Here is a 23,417-nt window from a genome sequence, read left to right on the forward strand (position 1 = left end):
CAACCCGACCTTACTAAGAAACCCGATGGCCACCTGAGCTACACCACCCCGTGGGACACGATCGCCCTTTCTGCTTCAGGTCGCGGCGCCAGCCATAGACCTGCGACCGGTTATGGTCACACGCTGCGCGATTTGAGGGGCTGCACGCGTGGCCATAACCTAAAACAGCGCTTCTTCCCGACGTGCTACGGCACGGAATTCATCGCGACCAAGCTGTGTAACTCGATCGAGGCGGTGGGGGCTAAAACGGCCTATGTCGAGCCGAGATCGCCTTGGGAGAACGGTTACGTCGAGAGCTACAACGCCAGGCTTCGTGACGAGTTACTGGATGGGAAGGTGTTTTATACGCTGAGAGAAGCTCAGATCCTGATCGAACGCTGGCGCCAGCATTATAACACGGTGCGCCCGCACAGTTCGCTCTGATAACGCCCACCGGCTCCCAAGAGCATCGGGCCCATAGACCACATGCTTACGCGACAAATTTCACACCTTCGAAAACATGAATTTGAGCTTGGCCAGGGCCCAAATCCTTGATGTGGATTGTAGAAGCGGCGCTGACAGACACATCCTTGACACCAAGCATTGCTTCTTCGCTTACAGTGTTTTGACTGCGATAATCGCCGCTCATGGCATAGATCTTATAAGATCTCGCGGAATATATTGGCAGATCAACCTCGAATACCCTCTGGCCCAAGTTACCCGAAGGAACATCAGGCACCTCGCGCGAAATAACTATTACGGTTAAACGATCATCCTGTCGCGTCGCGTACACTACGGCCATTGCTGCATCGGGCATAGCCCGACGTTTAGATATTTGAGGAACATCACGACGCGGAACAGTGATTGCTCGCACATCCAGCATATCTCCCGTTCCTACGTGGTTGAAGAGTGACAGCCATGCCCAAGAAGGATACGCTTGCCCACCGTAATACCAAGGAGCATGCGAAGCCCATTGAGAACCATGCTGAAATAAGAAGTAATTCTGAACCTTCTGTCCCAGTCTTGCGAAAGACAAAAAGCTATCGAGAGTTGCAGTTCCCGCCGCTGCGCTCTTCATAACCCGTTCTTGTTCGGAGAATTGCTCTTTCGAAACCTTTTGGCCATTCAATCCACTTTTGGCATACCCAGGTCCGGATTCATAACTACCGACAATCATTGGTATGCCCTGTCTATCAGCTACTGCGTCAATGTAACGACGTGCCACTCGCGATGCTTGTGGTGCGAAGCTCAAGACGGATGCATAACTTTCTGGATTTTCTCCAACAGGCCCTTCATCAGAATCCCAGCCACCAATGTAGTTAGCGTGCGCAAGAACTTTAGACGATGCGGAGACCATTGCCGCTTCTACTCCATAGTCACGGCCATTCCACCCTCCCAATACAGGAACCAATTTACTTTCTAACCGATCCCACCACGGACTCGTTTTCAGGCATTCCAAAACGTACTCCTGATATAGTCCATAGACCTGACCTGGACTATATTGCCGCGATGTTAAGAACCCCGATTCAGACATCGCTGGAAACACCCATGGGCGGAACATTCCATTCCATGTCTCATTGCCTATTTCAAACCAAAGGGTGTCAAACTTTTCGATCCACGGGACTAAATGACCTTGAGCAACGCGATGCGCCGCCCAAGGCAGCTCCTTCGAACTATCCTTATCCGGGTCAAAAGGAGCTGCCATATATTCTGCAAAAGCCAACCATTCCTCTTTTGAAAAATGTGGTTCAACTTGGAGCCATGGAGAAATATTTAATCTTGAGAGATAACTCAATACTTGCGGTAGGGTTGTTCCATCACAAAATGAATTTAGCCCTGGAGAAGCCAGAAACGCATTAATATCATAAGTCTGACTGCCTGTTTTAATAAAACCATGAGTTCTCAAAAGAGACATGCCAGACTCTTCCAAGGCTTTTTGGTCTTCGGGAAGCAAATCCATAAACGGAGCATCAGTGCAATAAATTCGAAGATTATCGATATCAAATTGTGCGGCGCCGCCTGCAGACAGAACCAGTGTCATATTTCCTGATTGGCGACCTTGAGCAACTCTGCGTACCTTGAAATCAACTTCATATTTCTTCCATCTGTTAGACGGCACTATTTTTTGGGGTAATCCAGATACAACCCCTGGCACATTGAGGGTCGGTATATCTACCCAACCCTTACCGGTACCCCGCATCCAGAACTCTATACGATAAGTTTTTTCTGGATTTAAAACAGGATAATAACCGTTCTCAATTCCGGTATGATTAAAAAGCCCTAGCCGTAAATTCTGCCCTTTCCACATACTGACACTGAGATATGTTTCTCCCGGCTCTGTTACAGGCGAATTAGCTTCATGAGTTTTAAGCTCCCAATCTGGACCCTGTGGATTAGGAAACTTTGAGATTAGATTGGGCACGAGCGCACGTCGTGCGCCATTTTCGTAATATCTGCGATTAGAAAGAATTTTTTCTCTTTCAGGCTTTGTAAATCGCGTACGAAGAATAATCAGGTCGCCCTTTTGGATTGGCTCTCCGGTTCCAACTAGGTCAAGCCCATAACCTTTATGTACCTCCGGCGGATAATCACTTTTGAAGATCACATATCCAGCTGCACCGGGCACCGGGTCCCAAGTTAAAAGGGCCGCTTGCCCATGGGTCAATCTGATTTGAAGATTCTTCGGCGCGGAGAGCCCCGATCGTTCGCGTGAAAACTTCACCCGTTCCACTGCATGATTGTCTTCCTTATTTGTTGATTGCTTTGGCGCCACGATGGAGACCGCTGCTGATGGATCTGAAAGACAACCGTTTTCATCTACAGACCGCAACATGAAGTAGTAGGGCACTCCCTCGCGGTTGTATCGCTCCCAGCGTATGATGCGCCTTTCAGCACCAAAGCGCACTATGCGACCGCTACCGAGAATAGACGTCCATCCGCTACAGTGGTAACCTCCCTCAGCAATTGTATCTCGGCGGACGGAAGTAAGCTTGCCGTTCACGACACGCATAACTTCTATATTAGCGCCATCAAATGCACCTTCGCGCCATGTGTCGTAGCCAGAAATCGTGTTCTGATCGGCTTCAATTCGCGCGGCACCGCCACCACTCGCTAAAAATTGAGTACGATAAGGAACTGGCTCGAACCCCCCACCGCCGCCAGTGAGTCGAGTACCATTGCCGATAGTATTTGCCGTAGCTGTGAAAGCTTTAACATCGGATGCTACAACATCAGTATTTACGCGAAAATGTGCAGTATTATTCTCGTCTTTTGAGAAGGACGTTGCATATGCCAGCTGCGATTTTACAGAAATACTTCCCACCACAGCAGCACTCGAAAAAAGAAAAAAGCGGCGGCGATTAAGAATTTTTAGCATGGCATACCTCTCGGATCAGTCGCGAAGTGGTAACTTAGATAAGTCGCTAGACTGTCCTACTATGGCCCTTAAGATAAACAAGCTAAATAGGCCTTGACGAAAGCGTGTTCAGTGACGGCGAGTAAACGCCTGTATCCTTTTTATACACATAACGGCTAGGCCTCTCCAACCCGCAGGCCGCAGAGGCGCACGACAAACCACCTTTACCATCCGACCAAGAGCTTGAGCGTAAAGCCCATTATCATAATCCCGCCATGATTGGCTTGTCATGTGGCCCAAAATTTGATTTAATAAAAAATTATTTTTGGAATTATCTTCATGTTCCTGACTAAAATCAGGTATTGAAGGAAACTCTCCCAGATCTAATGAATCACGACCATTTCTTCGACGTTCATTTAAAAATTCAATTGCCATTTTATCGAAAAAACCCAGTCGCGCAGTTTTTTGACCATGGGTGATCGATCCTTCGTGTAATCTGTATCGATACATGGGCTCGGGCATATGCCACACTCGACCCAAACAAGAAAGACGAAATTGCAGATCAATATCCTCTGCAGTCTGGAACCATTCTCGCGCTCCCCCGCTCGTAACTATAGCATCATACCGGATCAACCAAGTGCACAAATGTGACTGCACCTTACCAGCACGCAGCAAGTCAGTCACCTCACGCGGCTCTCCCCCACAAACCAGCTCTGCCAGCACACGATTATGACTATCGACGGTAAAATAACCACCCTCAACCGCAACAAATTCTGGATGCGCGTCTAGAAAAGCTGCCTGCCGCTCTAATCTGCTCGGTGTAAAAAAATCATCGCTGTCACAACGAGCTATATACCGCCCTCGGGCTGCGGCAAAACCAGTATTCAACGCAGCCGAAATGCCGGAGCAAGGACCTAAAATTACGCGGACGCGTGAATCATTTAAAGACTCCACTAGCTCGGCCGTATTGTCTCGCGATCCATCATCAATAACGATAACTTCTAACAACCGCCCTTGATTTAAAATAGATCGTAGAGCAGAAACAATCGTTAGAGCAGCATTACGCGCAGGCATAATTACAGAAATATCGGGCTGATCTTTTGTAATCATTAGAGATGAATCGTCCATCTTACGGACGCCTTAGCGCCCCAATTACCAACAACTTCCATGTTTCCATAGAAAACGGCGCTAACTTCATTACTTTAAAGGTGTAATGACGCCATGTATCGCGATATCCGTTTTTCCATCCACGCCATGCGTAGCTAGAATAAAACTCTAATTTGCTCGCACGCGTATTTTCCATCCGCCATGGCCGATATTCAAATTCGATAGAGCAATCGGATATTCCGCGCCGCATCCAGGCTTTTTGACAAGCCCGCAACGAATACTCACGCTGCTCCGCTTGCTTAGCGCCACTGAGGCTTTTTGAATGTATGCGATACTTTAGAAGGACATCAGATAAGTTCTCAATTCGCCCAATTTCAGCCATCCTTAGCCATAACTCAAGATCCTCGGAAGTTGGATACGTCTCGTCGTAACCACCTACATTCAAGAAAGCATTTTTTCTAAACATAACAGTTGGTTGATCGACGGCACATAAACCTCGGAGATGCATTTCATCTATCGTCTCATGGTCCCGAGGAGGAGCTGTCGTACTTATTTTTCTTCCAAACTCGTCCATTAAAAGGCATGCCCCTCCCAAGACAACAACGTCTGGATGGCTTTCAAAATAGGATACTTGACGTGAAAATCTTTCAGGAAGGCAAATATCGTCGGCATCCATCCGAGCAATCAATTCACCACGAGCTTTGGATACCAATCGATTAGAAACTGCTGAGACGCCCTGATTATTTCCTGACGAAACAATAATTCTAGAGTCTCGAGTAGCGTAATCGCGCAGTACTTCTAATGATCCATCCTCTGATCCGTCATCATGCACTAAGAGCTCAAAGTTTTTAAAGCTTTGAGCCAACACGCCTTCAAGAGCAGCGGCCAAAAACGAGCCTGCATTGAAAACAGGCATCACGACAGTCAATTTAGGAAAATCTTTCACGAGCAACTCATCGGAAAGGAGTGAAGTCATACCCAAGCTCTTGCATTTTGCGGCGCGTATAACGCCATATGACCAGCTTATCAGCAATGCTCAGATCTTTACGCCACCCATCGCGCCCGCGCATCCTGCTGAACCCAGCTGGATCATTGCGACCGATATTACTCTGTTGGTAACGCGCTAAAACCTCGTCGGCTTTGGGATCTACATCCTGGGGAAGCACGAATTGCAATATACGAGCAACAACAGCCTCAGTCTGATCAAGAGCCTCTTCATAACGCACTTGAAGAACTGGCACGCCAGGATGGTTCTGCGCAAATCGTTCAATCGCGGTAACGTGGCGGTTCCAGTCGAGTGCAGCTGCTTTGGCTGTCCTAGCGGCCCAATTTGAGCCCCAACTATTTCCAGCAGCTATTAAAGACGCGCTCACCGCACGACTGTCTCGGACCAAGTGCACGAAGCGTGCCTGAGGAAAGAGATGGAGGATTTGTTCCATGCAGAGGCTGTGAAATGGGGTCTTTTCAAGATGCACTATTGCGTCGGGCTTAGCCGCCCATGTTCTAGTAAATAGCTTGTCCCAAACATCCAATAGTATTCCGTCGAACTCTCCGCGTGACACGTATGCTAAGGGCCCAACCGGCCGGTCCCCGTATTCCGCCATGACGTCGGTTTCCGTCATAGGATGTGCGAGCAATGTAAAGAAATGGCTTTCTTCACCACCGCAGATAGCGGGGTGAGCTTGGAGCACGCGCTGCAACCACGTCGTGCCGCTACGGGGCGCACCGACTAAAAAACAGGGTTGAGGACGCGCATTACCGTTGCTTAACGTCATAAAATCCTCAGGCATAGGCTACTTGGCTCCAAGCATAAAGGTAGAATACGAAGATAAGGCTTAGTCCAAGAATGTCATATCGGAAATGCGCGCGACCACTACGTCGTGCAAGCCAGACTGTGACCCCGAATATAAGAACACCGCCGATACCGGTCGCAATCAGAACACCAATAAAGTCGTAGGCCCAGAAACCGATCGCAATTGCCAACATACGAATGGCAACCCATGTTCCCATGACCATCGAGTGCGCGCGGCTATTTCCGGTTGTTAGAAGGGCGTTCTGGTATGGCATTCCCATTGTAGCAATCGCCATATTAAGTGCTGTGAACGACAAAAACACACCCGCCTCTGCATAGCGCGGATCATACAAAAAATCGACCAAGGGGCGAGCCCCCACAGAAAGTAGCAAGAAACTAGGCAGGATTATAATTAAAATCATCTTTTTTAGCTTCCCGACAGCCGCAGACAGCTTTTCAGGATCGTCTTGATGAATCCGCGCCATGGCAGGAAATGCAACTTGGTTCATAATTTTCTGCAAAAGTGCATTCACTGCACCCGAGAAGGTTGTAGCAATAGCAAACAAGCCAAGCGTCTCGACTGGAACTAGGAAACCCGTAATCGCCACGCTCCCTTGTCCACCTAGATAAGTAAATAGGGTTCCAAGTAGGATCCATCGACCAAACTTGACGATCTCGTCAAGCGCTTGTCGCTCCCATTGCCAACCACTTTTTACACGCTGTGGCAGATAGTAATAGCTTAGAAATACACGGAATGCGGTCCCAGCGAGCACGCCTACCACTAGCGCCCAAACAGAACCCAGCCACCAAGCAATTAGGATATTGATGATCGTTGCTAAAATCTGACCTCCAGCATCCTGAAGCGTAATCCACTTTAGATCAGTATGACGCTGGCATGAGGCAACTGCGATTGAGATTGTCCCCTGTAAAAGCGGGTTTAATGCCAGAGCAATCAGGAGCGGGAACAGCATCGGCTCGCTGTACGCGTGCGAGACGGGCCACGAAATTGCAATTAAGCCGAGGCACAGCAATCCACCGCGCACCAGCTGGATCGACCAAGCAGTTCGCAGGAAAACTGGATCATCACCACGTTTCGAACGTATAATTGAGGGCACTGTGCCCACGTCCGACAACATTTGCATACCGGTGACGAACACCATTGCGAGGCTCATCAGACCAAATGCTTCTGGAGCTAATAACCTCGTCAAGATCAAAGTCGAAACGAGACGTACACCGTAGCTCACAACGAAGCCAATAGTGGTCCACGCGGTGCCGCGTAAAGCCACACCCTTTCGACCGCCCGACCGCAAACTGCCCAGCATCTGACTGAACATATACCCCATCATCCCTTCAGTGTAAGCCTAGATCCATCACAGATCATTCCCTGCACAATGACCTACGGGTGCGCGGAAGCCAAGGCGCGAAGCCGAAAAGCCTACTTCCTATTGCAAGTTCAACAGAAAGCCGCTTTGTTCGTTAGCATAATCCCGCCCTACTATATGATCAGGATGTCTCATGCCTTCTTCCTCCCGTCGCTATGCCCTGATCACTCCGTGTCGCGACGAAGCGCAGTATATGCGTCGTACGCTCGATAGCGTCGTTGCACAGGCCGAACAGCCTGCCCTATGGTTAATTGTGGACGACGGTTCAACCGATGCAACGCCCCAAATCCTCGCAGAATATACGGCTCAGCACGCATGGATCCGTGTAATACCAAAAGAAAATCGCGGCGCCCGTGCTGTAGGTCCCGGAGTAATTGAAGCTTTCTATTTCGGACTTGAACAAATCGACATGGAAGATTTTGATTATATCTGCAAGTTCGATTTGGACTTGGAAATGCCAAAGGGGTACTTCTCTGGACTTATGGACAAGATGGAGGCTAATCCCCGCCTTGGTTCTTGTTCAGGTAAGCCATGGTTCTTGTGGAACGGAGCAAAAGTATCAGAAAAATGCGGCTCGGAAATGTCCGTTGGCATGACGAAGTTCTATCGCGTACAATGTTTCCGTGAAATAGGCGGCTTCGTACGTGAAGTCATGTGGGATGCCATCGATTGCCACAAATCCCGCCAGCTCGGCTGGCAAGCTCGCGCATTCGATGACGATACGCTTTCTTTCGAGCATCTCCGGCCAATGGGTTCTTCGCAAAAATCAGTCTATACGGGCCGCATGCGTCATGGATACGGGCAATATTTCATGGGCTCGAGCTTCTGGTTCTTTACAGCAAGCTGCATTTTCCGCATGGCTCATCCGCCTTATGTAACTGGTGGGTTAGCGTCGTGGTGGGGCTATATCCGCGCAGCCCTTGCTCACAAAGACCAATTGCCCGACCCGGAACTGCGGGCCTTTATCCGCGCCTACCAAAGTCGCGCACTACTCAAGGGCAAAGAAACAGCAATCGAAGAAATCGATGCCGCACAAAAACAAGTTTGGGAAGCGCGCAGTACGTAAACTGCGCGCCACTACGTAAATCAGAATAGCTCAGGCTTTTTAGCTTCCGATCCTAGTATCCAGCCATAGACATGGCACATCTGCTGCGCTTTGCTGGTCCACGTCATTTTCTCCTGTACATAGACACGAGCTTGTTCACCTGTCTCACGTAGAACCCGCCACTGATCTGATAAAAGCTCGAGTTCTTGACGAACGGCTGCAATCAATGGCTCACGAGTAGAAATTGGCACTTTAAAGCCACGCCCTGTGGCGACCAATTCCCCTGGACCGGCATAGTCGACCACAAGCGGTGGCACACCAAGTGCCATCGCTTCCAAGACTACGCCTCCGCCAAACTCGCGGATCGAGGGGAACCCCAAGAGATGGCATTTAGACAGAATTTTCTGAACATCGTGGTGTTCTTTCCATCCATGAAAGATCACCTGATCTTGCACACCCAAATCCGCAACCTGCTTGCGCAATGCGTCAGACATGGGACCGTCTCCAATGATTTCGATAACGGCTTTTCTGTTGATCAGCATGTCCGATGCCGCTGCGATCAACATATCGGCGCCTTTGTAAGGGACTAACCGACCTACGAAGCAAATCCGCAGCGGTGAGTGAGCTGGTGGATCTGATTTCAGGTTAAAACGTGTCGGATCGATACCATTTTCAGGCATATAAATTGTTTTACATTGATAGCCAGCAGGTATCTCGCTTTGGGTATGGCGCGACCCGACGAGAATAGCTGAGGCAGATTTCAAAGTTGCCCAGCGTCCAGGTTGAAGCTTATAAAGGTCTCGAAGGTAAGACAACCATTCCCGTTCACGGCGGCGCTCACTGTCAAACCCCTTCGGCCATGGCACACCGCCGTTGAGTGGACCCACGACAAATGGAATACCGTTGGCTTTGCACTTGGTGGCAATCGAACTAGGTACAGTGGGCGATAAAGGTGTTACGCGATGCACGACATCATAACCACCATTTTTCAGTTCTTTGCCAAAGCGCTTCCATACCAAATGCTCGAAATAGCGATACGAAAGCGATGCTATGGCCTGTACCATGGTCCAGCCTTTACCCTTGCCCATCCGGAGTACAGAGGCAAGCTTCCACAATGGCCTTGCGACAGCTTCGGAATTAATCGCTGTAAAATCTTGCCCTTCAACAAGACCCGCACGTAAGAACGCTTCTCGATTGCGAATTTGGGTAACAATATGAACCGAAAGATCTGGATGTTCTTGCAGTGCACGCGCAAACGACCAACCCACTAAGGGCACGCTTACGGCTTCGGGATTGGCAGCTTCAGCAATTAGCAGAATGCGGATTTTGCGGATCATTCGTATTCTCCAGCGGCCAATAAGTGAAAAACTAGCAACAGGGCACGCTCTATCACCGGAAATACATCCGGTTGAGCCAACGCATTCCATATGCCATTGCCAGCAGGAAAGCAGACATTGGCAATGCAAGCGAAATCGCACCATGCAAGCCTGCATGCTCCAGTAGATCCTTCACTGGCAAAACAAGTTGATGGAAGGCATAAGCAGGTAGAGCTAACCCACCAATTAGAATTAATACCTTCAGGACGCCGCGCAGCGGAGACCAAAGATTATTCCAAGAGCTTAGCGCACGTATGGTAACCGAGATGAACAGACAGGACACGCCAGCATAAAAAATTGCTCCACCTAATCCGCTCCAGAATCCGGATTTTCTATCAACGAGACTGGTGAAGCTGAACTCTTCTGTCATGTGCGCCAATGACAAAAGTAATAAGAATAGTCCCATCCGACCTGCGAGTTTACGAAACTTCTGTAGGTCATTCACGAGTGTCATCAAGTAACCGATCACGACACCGACCAGCATTGTTGGTATAAGGTGCAAGTAGCTGTAATTGGCGACAAGCATTAAGCGGCCCCACTCTAAAATTGAAGGGAGGGGATCAACCACGCCGTAAATGGCCTGCAATTCCCGCCACGCCATCCAGAAACCGGGGATGATCAACGCACAGACCAACCAAACACGTCCCGATAACAACCAGAGCCAGAACGGTAAAGTTAGGAGAGCAAGCGTATAAAACCCAAGGACGTTATATGCCGCGAAAGCTACCAACTGCCCTGAGAAGCTGTGCCCCTCAACGAGCGCCAACGAAAAATGTGCTACGAAGAGTAGTCCCCATGCGCTTGCAACCAGCATCAGGGATAATCTGATGCGCTGACGAACCGATACCCGATTGTCAGGCCACCCGTGTAACATCGCATAGCCAACACCGATGCCGAATACCATCGAGAATCCCGGGGTCCCCATACGAGACAATGGTGCCAATGGATCTCCATCGAGAGATGGCCACAATCGTGCCCAGACCCCAGGCATCCAATGCGACATCAATACAGAAATCACCATCAAGCCGCGAAGCGCGTTCAAAGACCACGCTTCAATTGTACGATCCGGTAAACGACGCGCTTTATCGAGCAATGCCAAATCATGCGCAACAGCATCACTTGATGCCCGACCGAGTTCCAAAGCAACTTCCCGCAAGCTACGCCCTTCAAGGGTCGCGCGGATCACTGTTCTAGGAAACTCTGCCTCCATGGCAAGGCTCAGCTGCATAGCAGCCAAAGAGTCTCCGCCCAAATCATAGAAACTACTATCGGGATGTAATGTCGCGTTGCCAATTACCTTCCGCCAAGCAATCGCAACCCGCTCCTCTTGCGGATCTAGATCACCATCTAGAGTTTTGTCTGCACCCTGCGTTTCAATCCCTGGCTGTTCGGCCCAGATGTCACGTAATGCTGCTCGACGAATTTTACCCGACCCAGTCAGTGGCAGTTCGTCGAGCATAAGAACACGGATTTGCCCCGCAGCCACCCCTTTTTCTTGAACCGCTTGGGCCAGAGCGGCCTCAAGAAGCCGAGCGTAATCTGCCACTTCTGCTTTAACGGCAAGCAGCAAAGCCTCGCCGCGTAATAAATCACGTACGCCGGTCACCGCAAAGCAGCCCTGCCCAACCTGCACCAATCCCGCCATTCGAGCCTCAAGGCTTTCAGAGGCGAACTTAATCCCTGACAGGTTAATTTGATCATCTAGCCTGCCGCGATAATAAAGATCCATACCTTGGATGTCGCCCCGATCCTTAGTATGCAGCCAACCATCTTGATCGCATACAGGCGCAACAAGCCCATCATCAGTTATGATACCCGAGGCGAGATGCGGACCGCGAATACAAATTTCTTCTTCGGATCCTATTCGAATTTCAGTCAACCCGAAAGCGCGACCTACGCTTTCCAGCCGGTCCTCGGCTGCTTGGTCGATCACCAAGAAACTCGATCTGGATGCCTCTGTCAGACCGTAATGCTGCACAATCCGAGCATTTGGAAACAGGGATCGCATCTGCAACTTTTCTGCGGCAGACATATATTGACTGCCTATCTCGATCCAACGAACCTTCTGCCCTAATCCAGCTAGGAAGTCGGGCTGGGCCAGTAGAAGGCGCCAGAGACTTGGTACGGCCGAGATCGCATTTATTTCTCCAGCCGCCAGAAGTTCTTTGATCTCGACTGGATCAAAACGTTCCGGCAAATAGAGCTCTCCGCCAACTCGAGCAATCACTCGCGCGCGCCCTAGACCAAATGAGTATGTCACCGGAACGCCGATGTATTCACGTATCTCAGAGGTGATATCCATTACCTCGATCAAACGATCTTCAACGTCAGATAGTGCTCTTCCTGAGATAACAATCGCTTTCGGGCGACCTTCTGTGCCTGACGAGAAAACGATTTGCGCGGGATCATCCAGTGTCGGCATCGCCTGCCATCGTGGGCGCAACCATCCATGCCCAACAGTGCTAGAAACTGTTTGGGTTACTCTAAGACCGGGATATCTAGATAAATCTGTATCTTGCCGACAAATTGCGAACAACTGGCCTTGTCCGTAAAGTTCAAACGCCTTTTGCAGAAAATCCAGAGAGCTCTGCGCTTGCAATGCTGTCAAAGAGATACTCATTACAAGATCTCCGTGCCTTTATGGGCATGCGGCCGTAACCCATCAGGCAGCTTTCCTGCTATTGATCCTTGCAAAATCTCGTCAAACCACGATGCCTCAAGATCTTGGTCGAATTCTGCCATTACCTTTATACGTCCCGCCTGCCCCAGCCGTTCACGTAGTTCAGGATCAGACAGCAATTGGTCAAGCCGCGCAATCAGACCCTCCATATCGCCAGGCGCTATCACGAAACCGGAAACTCCATCTTCAACCAGTTCTTGTACACCAGCGACGCGACTACCTATCACCGGTATACCCGATGCCATCCCTTCCATGAGCGTTACAGGCACCCCTTCTGCAAAAGAAGGGAGCACCAACAAATCGCTCTGGCGCATTAAATCTGCTACAGCATCGGATGGTTGATATCCTAAGAAGCGTACCCGTTCATTAATCCCTAAACGCGCAACTTGGGCTTCAGCAGCATTTCGCTCGGTCCCATCGCCTACGATACTAAGCCGCGCCTGAGGATGCCGGTCGGCGATAGCAGCAAAGGCATCGATTAGAAGCGGCACTCCTTTGATTGCCGCAAGTCGCCCGACAAAAATAATCTCTTGAGCTGGAAGGCGCGCTGGATCTCGGCCATAATCCGAGGGTCGGACACCGCAGTGCACAATCTTGAGCCGCCTCCAGTGAATTGCATCTGAAAAATACATAGCTTGCGAACGGCAAAAATGGCTGATGCATGAGACAAATGCCGCCCGCGCGATCTTGGCATCAATTCGCCACCATTTAGGCTCATAAAAAATCGCTGGCCCGTGCATCGTGACCGAGAAAGGTATCCCTGACATTTCGGACGCCAACATGGCTACCGAGCATGATGAGTTGGCGAAATGATTATGTAAATGTACGACATTTCGGTCGAGCAAATATTTTGCAAGCACTCCTGCCTCTAAAAAATAGAAAAACTGCCAAAGTGCCGCTTTCAAACCTGGGGGGCGAGTTTTCCATGCAAGTTTAAGCGCGCGCCTCCAAGCAGACGCATCGCGCCGTATCATTTTGAAATGCGCACCAATCAAGTTTTTCGGTGATTTAGCTGCATCAATTACACAGAATGTTTTGCTTGCCTCAAGTGTTTGGGCCTCGCCTACCACCGCTTTTGCGGGCGCACGACGAATAGTGCATGCCTCGACTTGCCAGCCTCTAGCTCTCAAGGCCTCGATTTCTCTTTGAATAAACGTATGCGAAACCTTGGGGTATTCTCCAGTCAGATAAGCAATAGGAGCGATCGGCATAACGATAAGACTTTCGAAGATAGAGGATTGAGGGAGTTAGAGGGCCCCATGCATCGGCTATACCGACTAGTTGGATGGGGATGAGCACCACATTATCGAGGTCGGGTTATCTAAGAACTAGCTGCCCCCTAACACACCTAGAAAATGCGAGACGTATAAAGTCAAACGTCTCGCAAATTGATGTGAAGCTTATACCCGTTTTTTCTCAGCCAGCATCTGAGACAGATATTTTCCGTAAGCAGTTTTCTTGAAGCTTTCGGCATGCTCGGCCATCTTCGCGTCATCAATCCAACCGGAATTGTAAGCGATCTCTTCTGGGCAGCCTGATTGCAAACCCTGTCGCATAGACAAAGTACGGACAAAATTGCCAGCATCCAGTAGCGAGGCGTGGGTGCCTGTATCGAGCCACGCATATCCACGTCCCATCTGTTTAACGTTTAAACTTTCTTCTTTAAGATAGGTCTCCAAGAGTGTCACGATTTCCAATTCACCACGCGGTGAGGGTTCAACCTCACGCGCACGAGCAGGTGCATCGCCATCAAGGAAATAGAGACCGGTTACTGCGTAATTGGAGGGAGGTACTTCAGGCTTTTCGATGATCTCTTCAACCTTACCATCACGATCAAACTTAACCACGCCGTAACGCTCGGGATCAGCCACATGGTAACCAAATACAGTACCCCCGACACTTTGCGCATCGGCTGCCTGCAAGATCTCGGGCAAACCATGACCGAAGAATATATTATCTCCCAACACCATGGCAGAAGGCGCACCGGCAAGAAAATCCTCAGCCAGAATATAAGCTTGCGCAAGGCCATCAGGCGAGGGCTGAGTAATGTAAGTCAGAGCAATCCCCCACTGACTACCATCGCCCAGAAGTCGCTTGAATTGAGCCTGATCCTCGGGAGTTGTAATGATCGCGATCTCTCTAATACCCGTCAGCATCAAAACTGAAAGCGGATAATAGATCATCGGTTTATCATAGATTGGCATCAGCTGCTTCGAGACTGCCATAGTCAACGGATAAAGTCTGGTACCCGAGCCGCCAGCCAAAATGATCCCCTTACGACTGGTCATGCCGTAACCTCCAATTCTTTCAAAACATCAGACAGATCGACTTTCCAGTCGGGGCGGGAAATTCCAAAAATAGTCGAGGTCGCAGAACAATCCATGCGACTATTTGCAGGGCGCTTTGCTGGGGTCGGGAAGGCTGTTGTCGGTATATCCTCAACGATAATATTTCGCCCTGCCTGTGCGAAAATCTCTCGTGCGAAATCAGCCCAGCTGATATCAGGAGCGCCAGAGAAATGATAAATACCAGATTTGGCGGGAGCACTTCGCAACTGATCAATAATACTCACGCACGCCTTAGCGATTGCACGAGCTGAAGTTGGCCCACCAATCTGATCCGCAACCACGGTTAATTTTTCTCGCGTTTCCGAAAGACGAAGCATTGTTTTAACAAAATTATTGCCATGAGCTGAAAACACCCATGACGTTCGCAAAATTGCATAAGCACCTCCTGCGAGCGAGATCCCTTGCTCGCCTTTGAGCTTAGAACGTCCATATGCGCCTAGAGGAGAGGTCATAGCATGAGGTTCAAAGGGCGCTTCACCCTGCCCATTGAAAACGTAATCCGTCGAAATATGAACAAACGGTATTCCCAAGTCAGCACAGGCTTTAGCCATTGCAGCTGGCGCGTTACTATTGATAAGCGTCGCGAGATCTTCATCGCTTTCAGCTTTGTCTACCGCCGTATAAGCTGCAGCATTGATCACTGCAGTAGGCTTAAGCGCAAGGATTGCAGCTGCACAAGCCTCGGGATTAGATAGATCAGCCTCATCACGAGACAGATAACGAGCCGTAGGTAGCAGGGACTTCAATTCGGTCGCCACTTGACCATTGGATCCGAAGACTAGAATATCCATATTTTCCCAGAATAATAACGTCAGACAGGCAACTTAGCCAAAGAATGGCCTAAGTTGCCATTGTCTGCAACGCACTTACGGCATGGTGAGTAAAGAAGAGCGTTCTATTCACAGCTTTTGCGAAATAACTGTACGAATATAATTTAGATCCTCTTCAAGACACGGACTATGAAGCTCCAGTTCGTCGAATAGTTTTTTAAACCGCCATCTCCAGTCCAACCGAGCAAGCGCATTGCGATAATTGATTTGTGCCGTTTCATAACGCCAATCTGCCCAGGCTTCTTTGAGTCTATTCAAACCTTCCTCACGTGAGATACTGCCCAAATCTAGAAGTGCCTCGTCCCATAAGAGATCTTCAACTCCACGATCAGAGCGCGGAGGAATTCCTGCTACTACTGCACCAGAAGCCAGCGCATCCGTCCAACGCCCCGTGTAATACTCTTTACTACGATGAGTATAAGAGGACGGCGCCGCTTGGTTAGAAAATGCCAAGACATATTTGGCGCGCCTGTAATACTCTTGCAGCCCCTTGTACCCAACATCAGGTGGACGCCCATGAAAAGACAAGCCTCCTTCAAGGAGACTCTGTGCGGTTGTTTCATCATTCTCCCATTCAGGCGGCTGACGACCTACACGCAAAAGATCATAAGGGCGCCCTCTTTCTGCACTACCTAATCCTAGAGCATCACAACCCCACGGTAGAACGCTTACGCGTCCTGGCAGAAAACGTTCGTAAAAAGGCCGTTCATAGCCCTGCATAATCACGATATGATCAAAATGGCGCAAGAGGCCCTGCATTACCTCATCGGTATGAAAGCTATCGACAATCCAAACGACCCGTTTTCGAACCGGCTTACGGAATCCTGGATCGTTTAAAAGCCCCGCCATAAGCCCCGGCTGATAAAGCATGTGCAATGCTATGCCTTCTTGACCGCGTTTAGATTTTAATATGTGCGACCACATGAAGCGCTTTAGCCGTGAGGGGTCTCGCCAACCTACTTCGCTTGGCGGCTGACCTATATAATGCGCTAAAAGCCCGATCATATGTGCTATCGGGGCCCATCCCATGGCGTCTTTGGGATTCCAGCGAAGATCCACAATGTTTGCCGGAGATTGATTAGACATAGGTAAAACCAACCTTGAAATAACCTTTGTCGTCTAATGCGACATTGAAGCCTTTGTTATTACACCTCTTCGACGTGTTCCAAGTCACGAGTTTCATCGACAGGGCCTGAGGCGTATCTTGAATTTTCATAAATCCTCCAACTGCCGGGCGTCACGAGATACCGCATTATGCTTGAATATAGTCCTGCAGACATTATGGCCAATATGCCAAGTTATATAGCCACTCATTAAAATAAATTTATTCCCATCATTAAATGAAATACTCGCATTTAAGATTTACATATCCTAACACACCCCGAAAAAGTAAATATTGTCTCAGACGACGATATAAATCTGCCACCGAAGACAATACCAACTAAGTGTTCGCCGAGGTCGACTAGCAGACACAAAAGATGCTTAGCGTAAGGTACGACTAGCTATCGACCTTTTTGCCTGTCCCCAAACGTACACCTACGCCATGGCGATCCTGTAACGGTTTCCACCATGCTTCATTGGCTAGGTACCACTCGACCGTGCGCTCCAGACCTTCTTCAACGGTAACGGACGGGCTCCATCCTAATTCTGTTCGAATACGAGTAGGATCAATCGCGTAGCGCGCATCATGACCGGGACGGTCCGTCACAAAGGTAATCTGGTCTGCGTAGGAGCCAATGTCTTTGGGTCGTTTAGCATCCAGAATAGAGCAAAGCGTTTTCACCAATTCCAAATTAGTACGTTCATTTTCGCCGCCAATGTTATAGCTACGTCCAAGCTTTCCCTTCTCTAGCACAAGAAGCAATGCATCAGCGTGATCCTCAACAAATAGCCAGTCCCTAATATTATCACCCTTACCGTAGATAGGCAGATTGTTTCCAGCTAGGGCATTCAGGATTACAACTGGAATAAGCTTCTCGGGGAAATGGTAGGGGCCATAATTGTTGGAGCAATTAGTCAATACTACCGGCAACCCGTAGGTCTCATGCCATGCACGAACCAAGTGATCCGATGACGCTTTAGAAGCCGAATAAGGGGAGCGCGGATCGTAGGGCGTATCCTCGGTGAATTTCACTGCAGGATCACTTGGCAAGGAACCAAAGACCTCATCGGTCGAAATATGATGGAAACGGAAGGCTTCAGGTTTGCCTTGGCCCACCCAGTACATACGTGCTGCTTCGAGCATATTGTAAGTACCAGTGATATTGGTCTCAATAAAATCACCTGGTCCATCAATTGAACGGTCAACGTGGCTTTCTGCGGCAAGATGCATCACAGCGTCGGGCTTATGCTTTGAAAAAACAACATCAAGTGCCGCGCGATCGCGAATATCGGCTCTCTCAAAAACATAATTTGGGCTAGCAGCAGCTTCAGCGACATTTTCAAGGCAGGCAGCATATGTAAGCGCGTCAAGATTCACCACACAATGACCGCGTGCGATTGCCAACCGTACTACAGCCGACCCAATAAATCCGGCACCGCCAGTGACAAGCAGTTTCATAACTTTTGATTTCCTTCTTTCCTAGGTGAGGGTTCTACCCTGCCAAATGTCTTATGCCTAAGCCCCAAGAAGAGACGCTCATAGAAACGGAAGCTTAACTCCGCCAACAACCATGCTCCGCCCCAAAACAGCGCGATATATATTGCCATATTTGCGCTAGTCCCACCCAACGGAGTGACAAGAATTTCAGCAAAATACCGCGCGATATGGTGAAGAAGATAGATCCCGTAACTGACTACCCCTATCCGCGCTATCGGCGTGAATTGAAGCACTGGTGCCAACAAATTATCTTCACGGATAACGATCGTTCCTAAGCATAAAGCCATAATGATATGAGTAGCTAAGGAAGGCAGGCCAGTCATATTGTAGGGTAAAATTTCAAGTGCAAAGAACAGCATGGCGAACATTAAAGGAGCCGCTAGCTTCGCGCCCAGAGCACGCTCCATAAGTTCGAAACTGGAGCGGTGATGAAGCAGAATAGCCAATCCTGATCCAATCAGAATTGCAGGAAAAGGCAACGTCTTAAAGGTCAGGAACACCCTGCCCACGTAAATCCCTAAATCACCATGTCCGGTTACGATCATACCTACTGAAAGAGTAACAGCCAGAACGATAAAGACCAGAAGCTGTCTTGGGCGTAGGAGCACCATAAGCACAGGCCAGAAAAAATAATATTGCTCTTCCACAGATAACGACCATGTGGGGGAGAGCATCGGAATGTCGCCCGTGAATGCATTGGCTAAGAAAAGGTAATAATAAGGCCAAAGTTGAGCAGCTTCCGCGCTGTGTTTTACAAACACATAGTAGCCTCCAACCACCGTCACTAAGAGATAGTAAAGGGGAATAATTCGCAAAACCCTGCGCCAGTAGAACCCGCGTAAATTGATGTACCCGTTGCGATCACGCTCACGAAGTAAGAGCGTAGTGATCAAGAAGCCCGATATCACAAAAAAGAAGTCGACCCCTAAAAATCCACGCGTAGCTAACCGCGTATCTTCCGCCCACAATCGGCTGATCGGACTATGATGGAATAATACTGCGACAATTGCCAAACACCGCAGCCCGTCAAGAGAGCCAAAACGCAATTTTCTCCGGTAAATATCGAAAAGGGGTTCTTTCTCACACTTCATAGCTAAACGGCGTATCAAAATCTGAAAGATGCTGAGCCTCTTGGTCTTTTCCAGAGATGATCGGCACTATATCCGCAATCGGCCAGTCGATACCGCAGCTGTCCCATTTGACGGCACCATCACATTCCGGCGCATAATGATCAGTACATTTATAACAAATTTCGGCGTCATCACTCAGGGTCATAAAACCATGTAGGAAACCATCTGGGATCCAGAGTTGCTTCCCATTATCAAAAGAAAGTTCATACCCTACCCAGCGACCATAGGTCGGGCTACCGCGACGCACATCGACTGCAACATCAAAAATTACCCCGCGTCCGCAACGCACAAGCTTGCCTTGCGCATGAGGAGGAGACTGGAAATGCAAACCTCGTACAGTCCCCTTCTCTCGCGATAAAGAGTGATTGTCTTGTACAAATTCCGGAAGCACGATTCCCTCAGCTTCGAGTTTCTTTCTGTTCCAACTTTCGGAAAAGAAACCACGATGATCGCCAAAGCGGGGCGGAGTGATCAGTAGGACACCGGGGATGGCGGTCTGTTCGATCATGTGTCGTATCCAGTCTGTAAATAGCCTGAATAACTGTCCTTTGTGTTGAAATGAATGGCAAGAGGCAATGGTATGATCAGCCCGAATTTGGGTCCAAAATCCAAAACACCTAAAAAAGAAAAAATAGAGCTTATGATAGTAAAAATGGCAGATGTTTCTATAAAACACCTGCCGAATGAGAGACTTAGAGTCTCTACGATAATCCGAGATAGTCTTCTAGAATTTATAACTTCCCTAAAGGGAAAAATTATTGTTTGCGGCTTCGACGTTTAAAACCTGCCATCGCGAGAAGAGCACCAGCAAGAGCCAAACCCGCCGGAGGGAGCGGCACAGGGCTAATGTTAGCATTATAGTCAGGCGCAGAGACGGCAGAATATAGAACCGTCAGAGTAACGGCGATATTCGAGAAGAAATCCCCAGTGACAGTCATCGTGTAGCTCAGCGGAGAACCACTGCTGAGTAGGTATTCAAGAATCGCAGTATCAAAGTAGCCGGAAGCATCGATCTGACCAAACTGTTGCGAATGCTTAGTCGAGTCCGCAATCTTGAACGAGATATCAGGAGTTTTATTAACTTTCACCCGATCGTTAGTATTATCGATGAAAGTACAACCAGCCGCATTGTTGCTCTCACAACTTTCGACGTCATTGGCATTCTCAGGAGAATACCCCACGACACTAATCATAGCGCTCTCAATGACAGTACCTGTATTTACAGCAGCCGTTAGCTCTGAGAGATCAAAACTACCGACGTACGTTCCAGTCGCAACATCGGTGTATGCGTTTGTCGTTGTGTAAGTTGCCGCATCCACAGAGGACGAAACAGCCATAGAAAGGACGATCCCTGCCGCGAGGCAGGAAATGAATGAGGTAGCCATGGGACTCTCGCTGATATGTTAAGATTTGGTAAAAGCGTTCGGCTTTGAAAGATGGAAAATTATATTTCTAGATATATATCAACTATAATTGTAGTTAATTATTTCTAATTTTAAAAATTTAATGGTTAATGATTAAAAAACTAGATTAAAATGCGAATGCACTAATTTTCTAGATTATTAAGGGAATTTAGTAGTGCGTTGTTGGGCATTTCGGCGAGCGGGATTCAGTTGTAGATTCGAAGGGTCAAATGTTCAGAATGCCATAGCCTATCGACACCCGCTACCGCATGACGAATTAGCCGGACTTCATTGCTTCCCTGAAGCGATGAGGGCTTTTTCGGTCTGTTTATAAGCCTAATTAAAATAACTGGGCTCGATTGGTCCCTGCCCGACTATTCAACGCTGTGCCGCCGGCAGGCATAATCACGGCGCAGATTCCTTATCGGCTCTCAGGCCTGACATTGAACTTAATTAGTGATAGCATAAGCATTCGTTTTCGCGGAGATGGGGAATGGATTTTACACGAGCATGGTGCAACGCGTAGGCGTGAGTGGCATAAAATACATCTTGAGCTGGACACAGCCACTGGCAATATCCGCACGATCGAATTCACATCGAGCAGGCAAGGTAACAGCCCAGTCCTGCCATTATCGAAGATCCCCGCTGATGGACAGATTGAAACCGTCGTCGCTGATGGAGCTTATAACACGCGCCGCTGTCATGCAGCGATCCTTAAACACAGAGCAGAGCTTATCATTCCGATCCGTCGCAATGACCGCTCCTGAAAGCCGGACAGCCCCACCGCGATGTTGCGAAAAGAGATTCTACAAGCAACGCGATGTCTGGTACTATTAATCTGGAAAAAATGGGAGAGCTAACGCGCGCGAAGTCGCATTGAGGCTCAGATAAAACCGCTTAAAACTCTTTGGTGACAGGATAATTTCACGAGACCTGCATCGCCATCACGGACCGCTACTCAGTTCTGGGACGGGCCCAGATCTAGTTATCGCCTGAGACCAGCCGGGATATCGAACAAAGCGTCCTGTCACCCGATTAGCGCAACAATACTACTGTCATGAACACATGTATCATAAAATAAATTAAGAACACATATTAATATCTTTCCATATTTTCTCTATGGCCTTGTTGAATCTATCATTATTAAAATGTCTATTAATATGCAGACTTGCCGAAAGGCGGAGTGCATCTAGCCTAGCAGAATTAGTTTCATACTCCGATATCGCAGATTCAAGGGTAAGTATTAAAGCTGATGAGTCATCTTCGGTAACCGGAATGCCAGTATCTGAGGTGAAATATTCGCGTCCGCCTAATCCAGTATAACCTACAACAATTGCGCCAGAGGCCATAGCCTCAGCAGCTGGAAAACCAATGCTCTCATGCTTCTGCAGCGAAATAAAGAATCTGGAGCGACCCAGCGCATCGGAAACTTCATGCAAAGGCATATTATCTAATGGTTTCAGCTTATAGCCTTTTAAATTGCCGCGTTGCTCAAGAACCTTATGAATATACCGCGCTTCATCAGGTCTTTTGCGCGGCATATATGTAATAAGCTTTTCTTTATTTTTTTGATAAATAAAATTATGAGGATGCATAGAGGCAGGCAGATAATATCCATTTTTTAAGCCTAGAAGATCTATCTGCTGCATGCATATATCTGAAACACCCAAAGCCCATTTAATACGTTTAAGATCGACGGCATTTATCAAACTTATCTGGCGTTGAGCGGCAAATGTATTTTGAATAAACAACCCAATTTGCTGATAGGGATAAGCAGCCAGAGCCGCGCTAAGCATGAAGTCGGGTACGACAATTACATCGCTAGGACGTAAATCAACCTTAGGCAAAGGTCCGGGGACAAGACGGTCCTTTAGATAGTTAAAACGCCGACGCAAATAACCCAATCTTGAAACATTTTTAGTTTCATATCGGCCCCATTCTTGATCATAAACAAGCGGGGGATTAGCTGAATGGGGATAACCAGCCTTGGAACTCAGATGCATAATGGCCACATCGTATCCCATTTCATGGATTTTCGCCGCTGTATCATAGATCACAGCCACTCCACCTGACGCCTTTTTCCCATCGGGGCACAAAAACAAATGACGGCGCGGCATTGATATTCTCCATTCTATCAACTCTAAGAAATCGCGAAAAGCTCATCGAGCGACTGGTGTGAAGTAAGGTTTATCCGAATTATCCAACTACTACATAGAGACAATCAAATAACCTTTATCCTATACTTTTCGATCATCCCTTTAAATACGAAATTTTTAAGACTGGGGTCCACTTCCTTGAATGTAAGCGGCAAGCCGAGGCCGTTCAGGTCCTATAGTTCCATGGCATGAGTGCGTCGATCTCGGCGGCGGGCCATTGGTTTGCGATGCGCGT

General features: G+C 48.6%; 19 protein-coding genes and 1 pseudogene. 4 read left to right on the forward strand and 16 right to left on the reverse strand.

What is annotated here, in order from left to right; translation table 11 throughout:
- Positions 1-189: 189 nt before the first annotated feature.
- A pseudogene (locus VSX56_RS20845) lies at positions 190-534 on the forward strand (integrase core domain-containing protein); the annotation flags it as partial.
- Here the strand turns inward: VSX56_RS20845 and VSX56_RS18635 are convergent.
- From VSX56_RS18635 to VSX56_RS18655, 5 genes are all read right to left on the reverse strand, one after another.
- Positions 470-3,355, reverse strand: coding sequence for a hypothetical protein (locus VSX56_RS18635; RefSeq protein ID WP_350939088.1), 2,886 nt, complete (start codon positions 3,353-3,355; stop codon positions 470-472). The pseudogene VSX56_RS20845 and the gene VSX56_RS18635 sit on opposite strands and share 65 nt — an antisense overlap.
- A 108-nt stretch (positions 3,356-3,463) precedes the next feature.
- Positions 3,464-4,462 carry a glycosyltransferase family 2 protein gene (locus VSX56_RS18640; RefSeq protein WP_350939089.1) on the reverse strand — a complete coding sequence of 333 codons (999 nt, stop codon included), beginning with the start codon at positions 4,460-4,462 and terminating at the stop codon, positions 3,464-3,466.
- A 1-nt stretch (position 4,463) separates the two neighbouring features.
- A complete protein-coding gene (locus VSX56_RS18645) occupies positions 4,464-5,417 on the reverse strand; it encodes a glycosyltransferase (RefSeq protein WP_350939090.1) in 954 nt (317 codons plus the stop codon).
- Positions 5,395-6,231, reverse strand: coding sequence for a sulfotransferase family protein (locus tag VSX56_RS18650; protein ID WP_350939091.1), 837 nt, complete (start codon positions 6,229-6,231; stop codon positions 5,395-5,397). Before VSX56_RS18650 ends, VSX56_RS18645 begins: the two co-directional genes overlap by 23 nt.
- The gene (locus VSX56_RS18655) at positions 6,224-7,567 is read right to left on the reverse strand and encodes an oligosaccharide flippase family protein (RefSeq protein ID WP_350939092.1); all 1,344 of its coding nucleotides are present in this window, start codon (positions 7,565-7,567) and stop codon (positions 6,224-6,226) included. Before VSX56_RS18655 ends, VSX56_RS18650 begins: the two co-directional genes overlap by 8 nt.
- Positions 7,568-7,748: 181 nt before the next feature.
- Here VSX56_RS18655 and VSX56_RS18660 point away from each other — a divergent pair, with 181 nt between their 5' ends.
- Positions 7,749-8,681: a glycosyltransferase family 2 protein gene (locus VSX56_RS18660; protein ID WP_350939093.1), complete on the forward strand. Its 933-nt coding sequence runs from the start codon at positions 7,749-7,751 to the stop codon at positions 8,679-8,681.
- 20 nt (positions 8,682-8,701) lie between these two features.
- Here VSX56_RS18660 and VSX56_RS18665 read toward each other — a convergent pair whose 3' ends face one another.
- The 10 genes from VSX56_RS18665 to VSX56_RS18710 all read right to left on the reverse strand — a co-directional run bounded on the left by VSX56_RS18665 (position 8,702) and on the right by VSX56_RS18710 (position 21,008).
- Positions 8,702-9,997, reverse strand: a complete 1,296-nt coding sequence (locus tag VSX56_RS18665; protein ID WP_350939094.1) for a glycosyltransferase family 4 protein — start codon at positions 9,995-9,997, stop codon at positions 8,702-8,704.
- A 52-nt stretch (positions 9,998-10,049) separates the two neighbouring features.
- A complete protein-coding gene (locus tag VSX56_RS18670) occupies positions 10,050-12,656 on the reverse strand; it encodes an AMP-binding protein (protein WP_350939095.1) in 2,607 nt (868 codons plus the stop codon).
- Positions 12,656-13,927 carry a glycosyltransferase family 4 protein gene (locus tag VSX56_RS18675; RefSeq protein ID WP_350939096.1) on the reverse strand — a complete coding sequence of 424 codons (1,272 nt, stop codon included), beginning with the start codon at positions 13,925-13,927 and terminating at the stop codon, positions 12,656-12,658. Before VSX56_RS18675 ends, VSX56_RS18670 begins: the two co-directional genes overlap by 1 nt.
- Positions 13,928-14,116: 189 nt before the next feature.
- Positions 14,117-15,004, reverse strand: coding sequence for a glucose-1-phosphate thymidylyltransferase RfbA (gene rfbA, locus VSX56_RS18680; protein ID WP_350939097.1), 888 nt, complete (start codon positions 15,002-15,004; stop codon positions 14,117-14,119).
- A complete protein-coding gene (gene rfbD / locus VSX56_RS18685; protein WP_350939098.1) occupies positions 15,001-15,855 on the reverse strand; it encodes a dTDP-4-dehydrorhamnose reductase in 855 nt (284 codons plus the stop codon). The genes rfbA and rfbD overlap by 4 nt, the downstream gene beginning before the upstream one ends.
- 108 nt (positions 15,856-15,963) lie before the next feature.
- Positions 15,964-16,980, reverse strand: coding sequence for a CgeB family protein (locus VSX56_RS18690; protein WP_350939099.1), 1,017 nt, complete (start codon positions 16,978-16,980; stop codon positions 15,964-15,966).
- A gap of 412 nt (positions 16,981-17,392) precedes the next feature.
- Entirely contained in the window at positions 17,393-18,454 is a 1,062-nt protein-coding gene (gene rfbB, locus VSX56_RS18695; RefSeq protein ID WP_350939100.1) for a dTDP-glucose 4,6-dehydratase, read from the reverse strand.
- Positions 18,451-19,539: an acyltransferase family protein gene (locus VSX56_RS18700; RefSeq protein WP_350939101.1), complete on the reverse strand. Its 1,089-nt coding sequence runs from the start codon at positions 19,537-19,539 to the stop codon at positions 18,451-18,453. The genes rfbB and VSX56_RS18700 overlap by 4 nt, the downstream gene beginning before the upstream one ends.
- Before the next feature lie 34 nt (positions 19,540-19,573).
- Positions 19,574-20,131, reverse strand: a complete 558-nt coding sequence (rfbC, locus tag VSX56_RS18705) for a dTDP-4-dehydrorhamnose 3,5-epimerase (RefSeq protein ID WP_350939102.1) — start codon at positions 20,129-20,131, stop codon at positions 19,574-19,576.
- Positions 20,132-20,378: 247 nt separating this feature from the next.
- A complete protein-coding gene (locus VSX56_RS18710) occupies positions 20,379-21,008 on the reverse strand; it encodes a hypothetical protein (protein ID WP_350939103.1) in 630 nt (209 codons plus the stop codon).
- A 348-nt stretch (positions 21,009-21,356) separates the two neighbouring features.
- Here VSX56_RS18710 and VSX56_RS20850 point away from each other — a divergent pair, with 348 nt between their 5' ends.
- Positions 21,357-21,431, forward strand: a complete 75-nt coding sequence (locus VSX56_RS20850) for a hypothetical protein (protein ID WP_434096056.1) — start codon at positions 21,357-21,359, stop codon at positions 21,429-21,431.
- Positions 21,413-21,793 (forward strand): transposase, encoded by a 381-nt coding sequence (locus VSX56_RS20855; protein WP_434096057.1) that lies wholly within the window; start codon positions 21,413-21,415, stop codon positions 21,791-21,793. The genes VSX56_RS20850 and VSX56_RS20855 overlap by 19 nt, the downstream gene beginning before the upstream one ends.
- Positions 21,794-22,108: 315 nt before the next feature.
- Here VSX56_RS20855 and VSX56_RS18720 read toward each other — a convergent pair whose 3' ends face one another.
- Positions 22,109-23,143 (reverse strand): glycosyltransferase family protein, encoded by a 1,035-nt coding sequence (locus VSX56_RS18720; protein WP_350939104.1) that lies wholly within the window; start codon positions 23,141-23,143, stop codon positions 22,109-22,111.
- Between the last annotated feature and the right edge of the window lie 274 nt (positions 23,144-23,417).

This window comes from Thioclava kandeliae (assembly GCF_040297545.1).
Taxonomy (GTDB): Bacteria; Pseudomonadota; Alphaproteobacteria; order Rhodobacterales; family Rhodobacteraceae; genus Thioclava; species Thioclava kandeliae.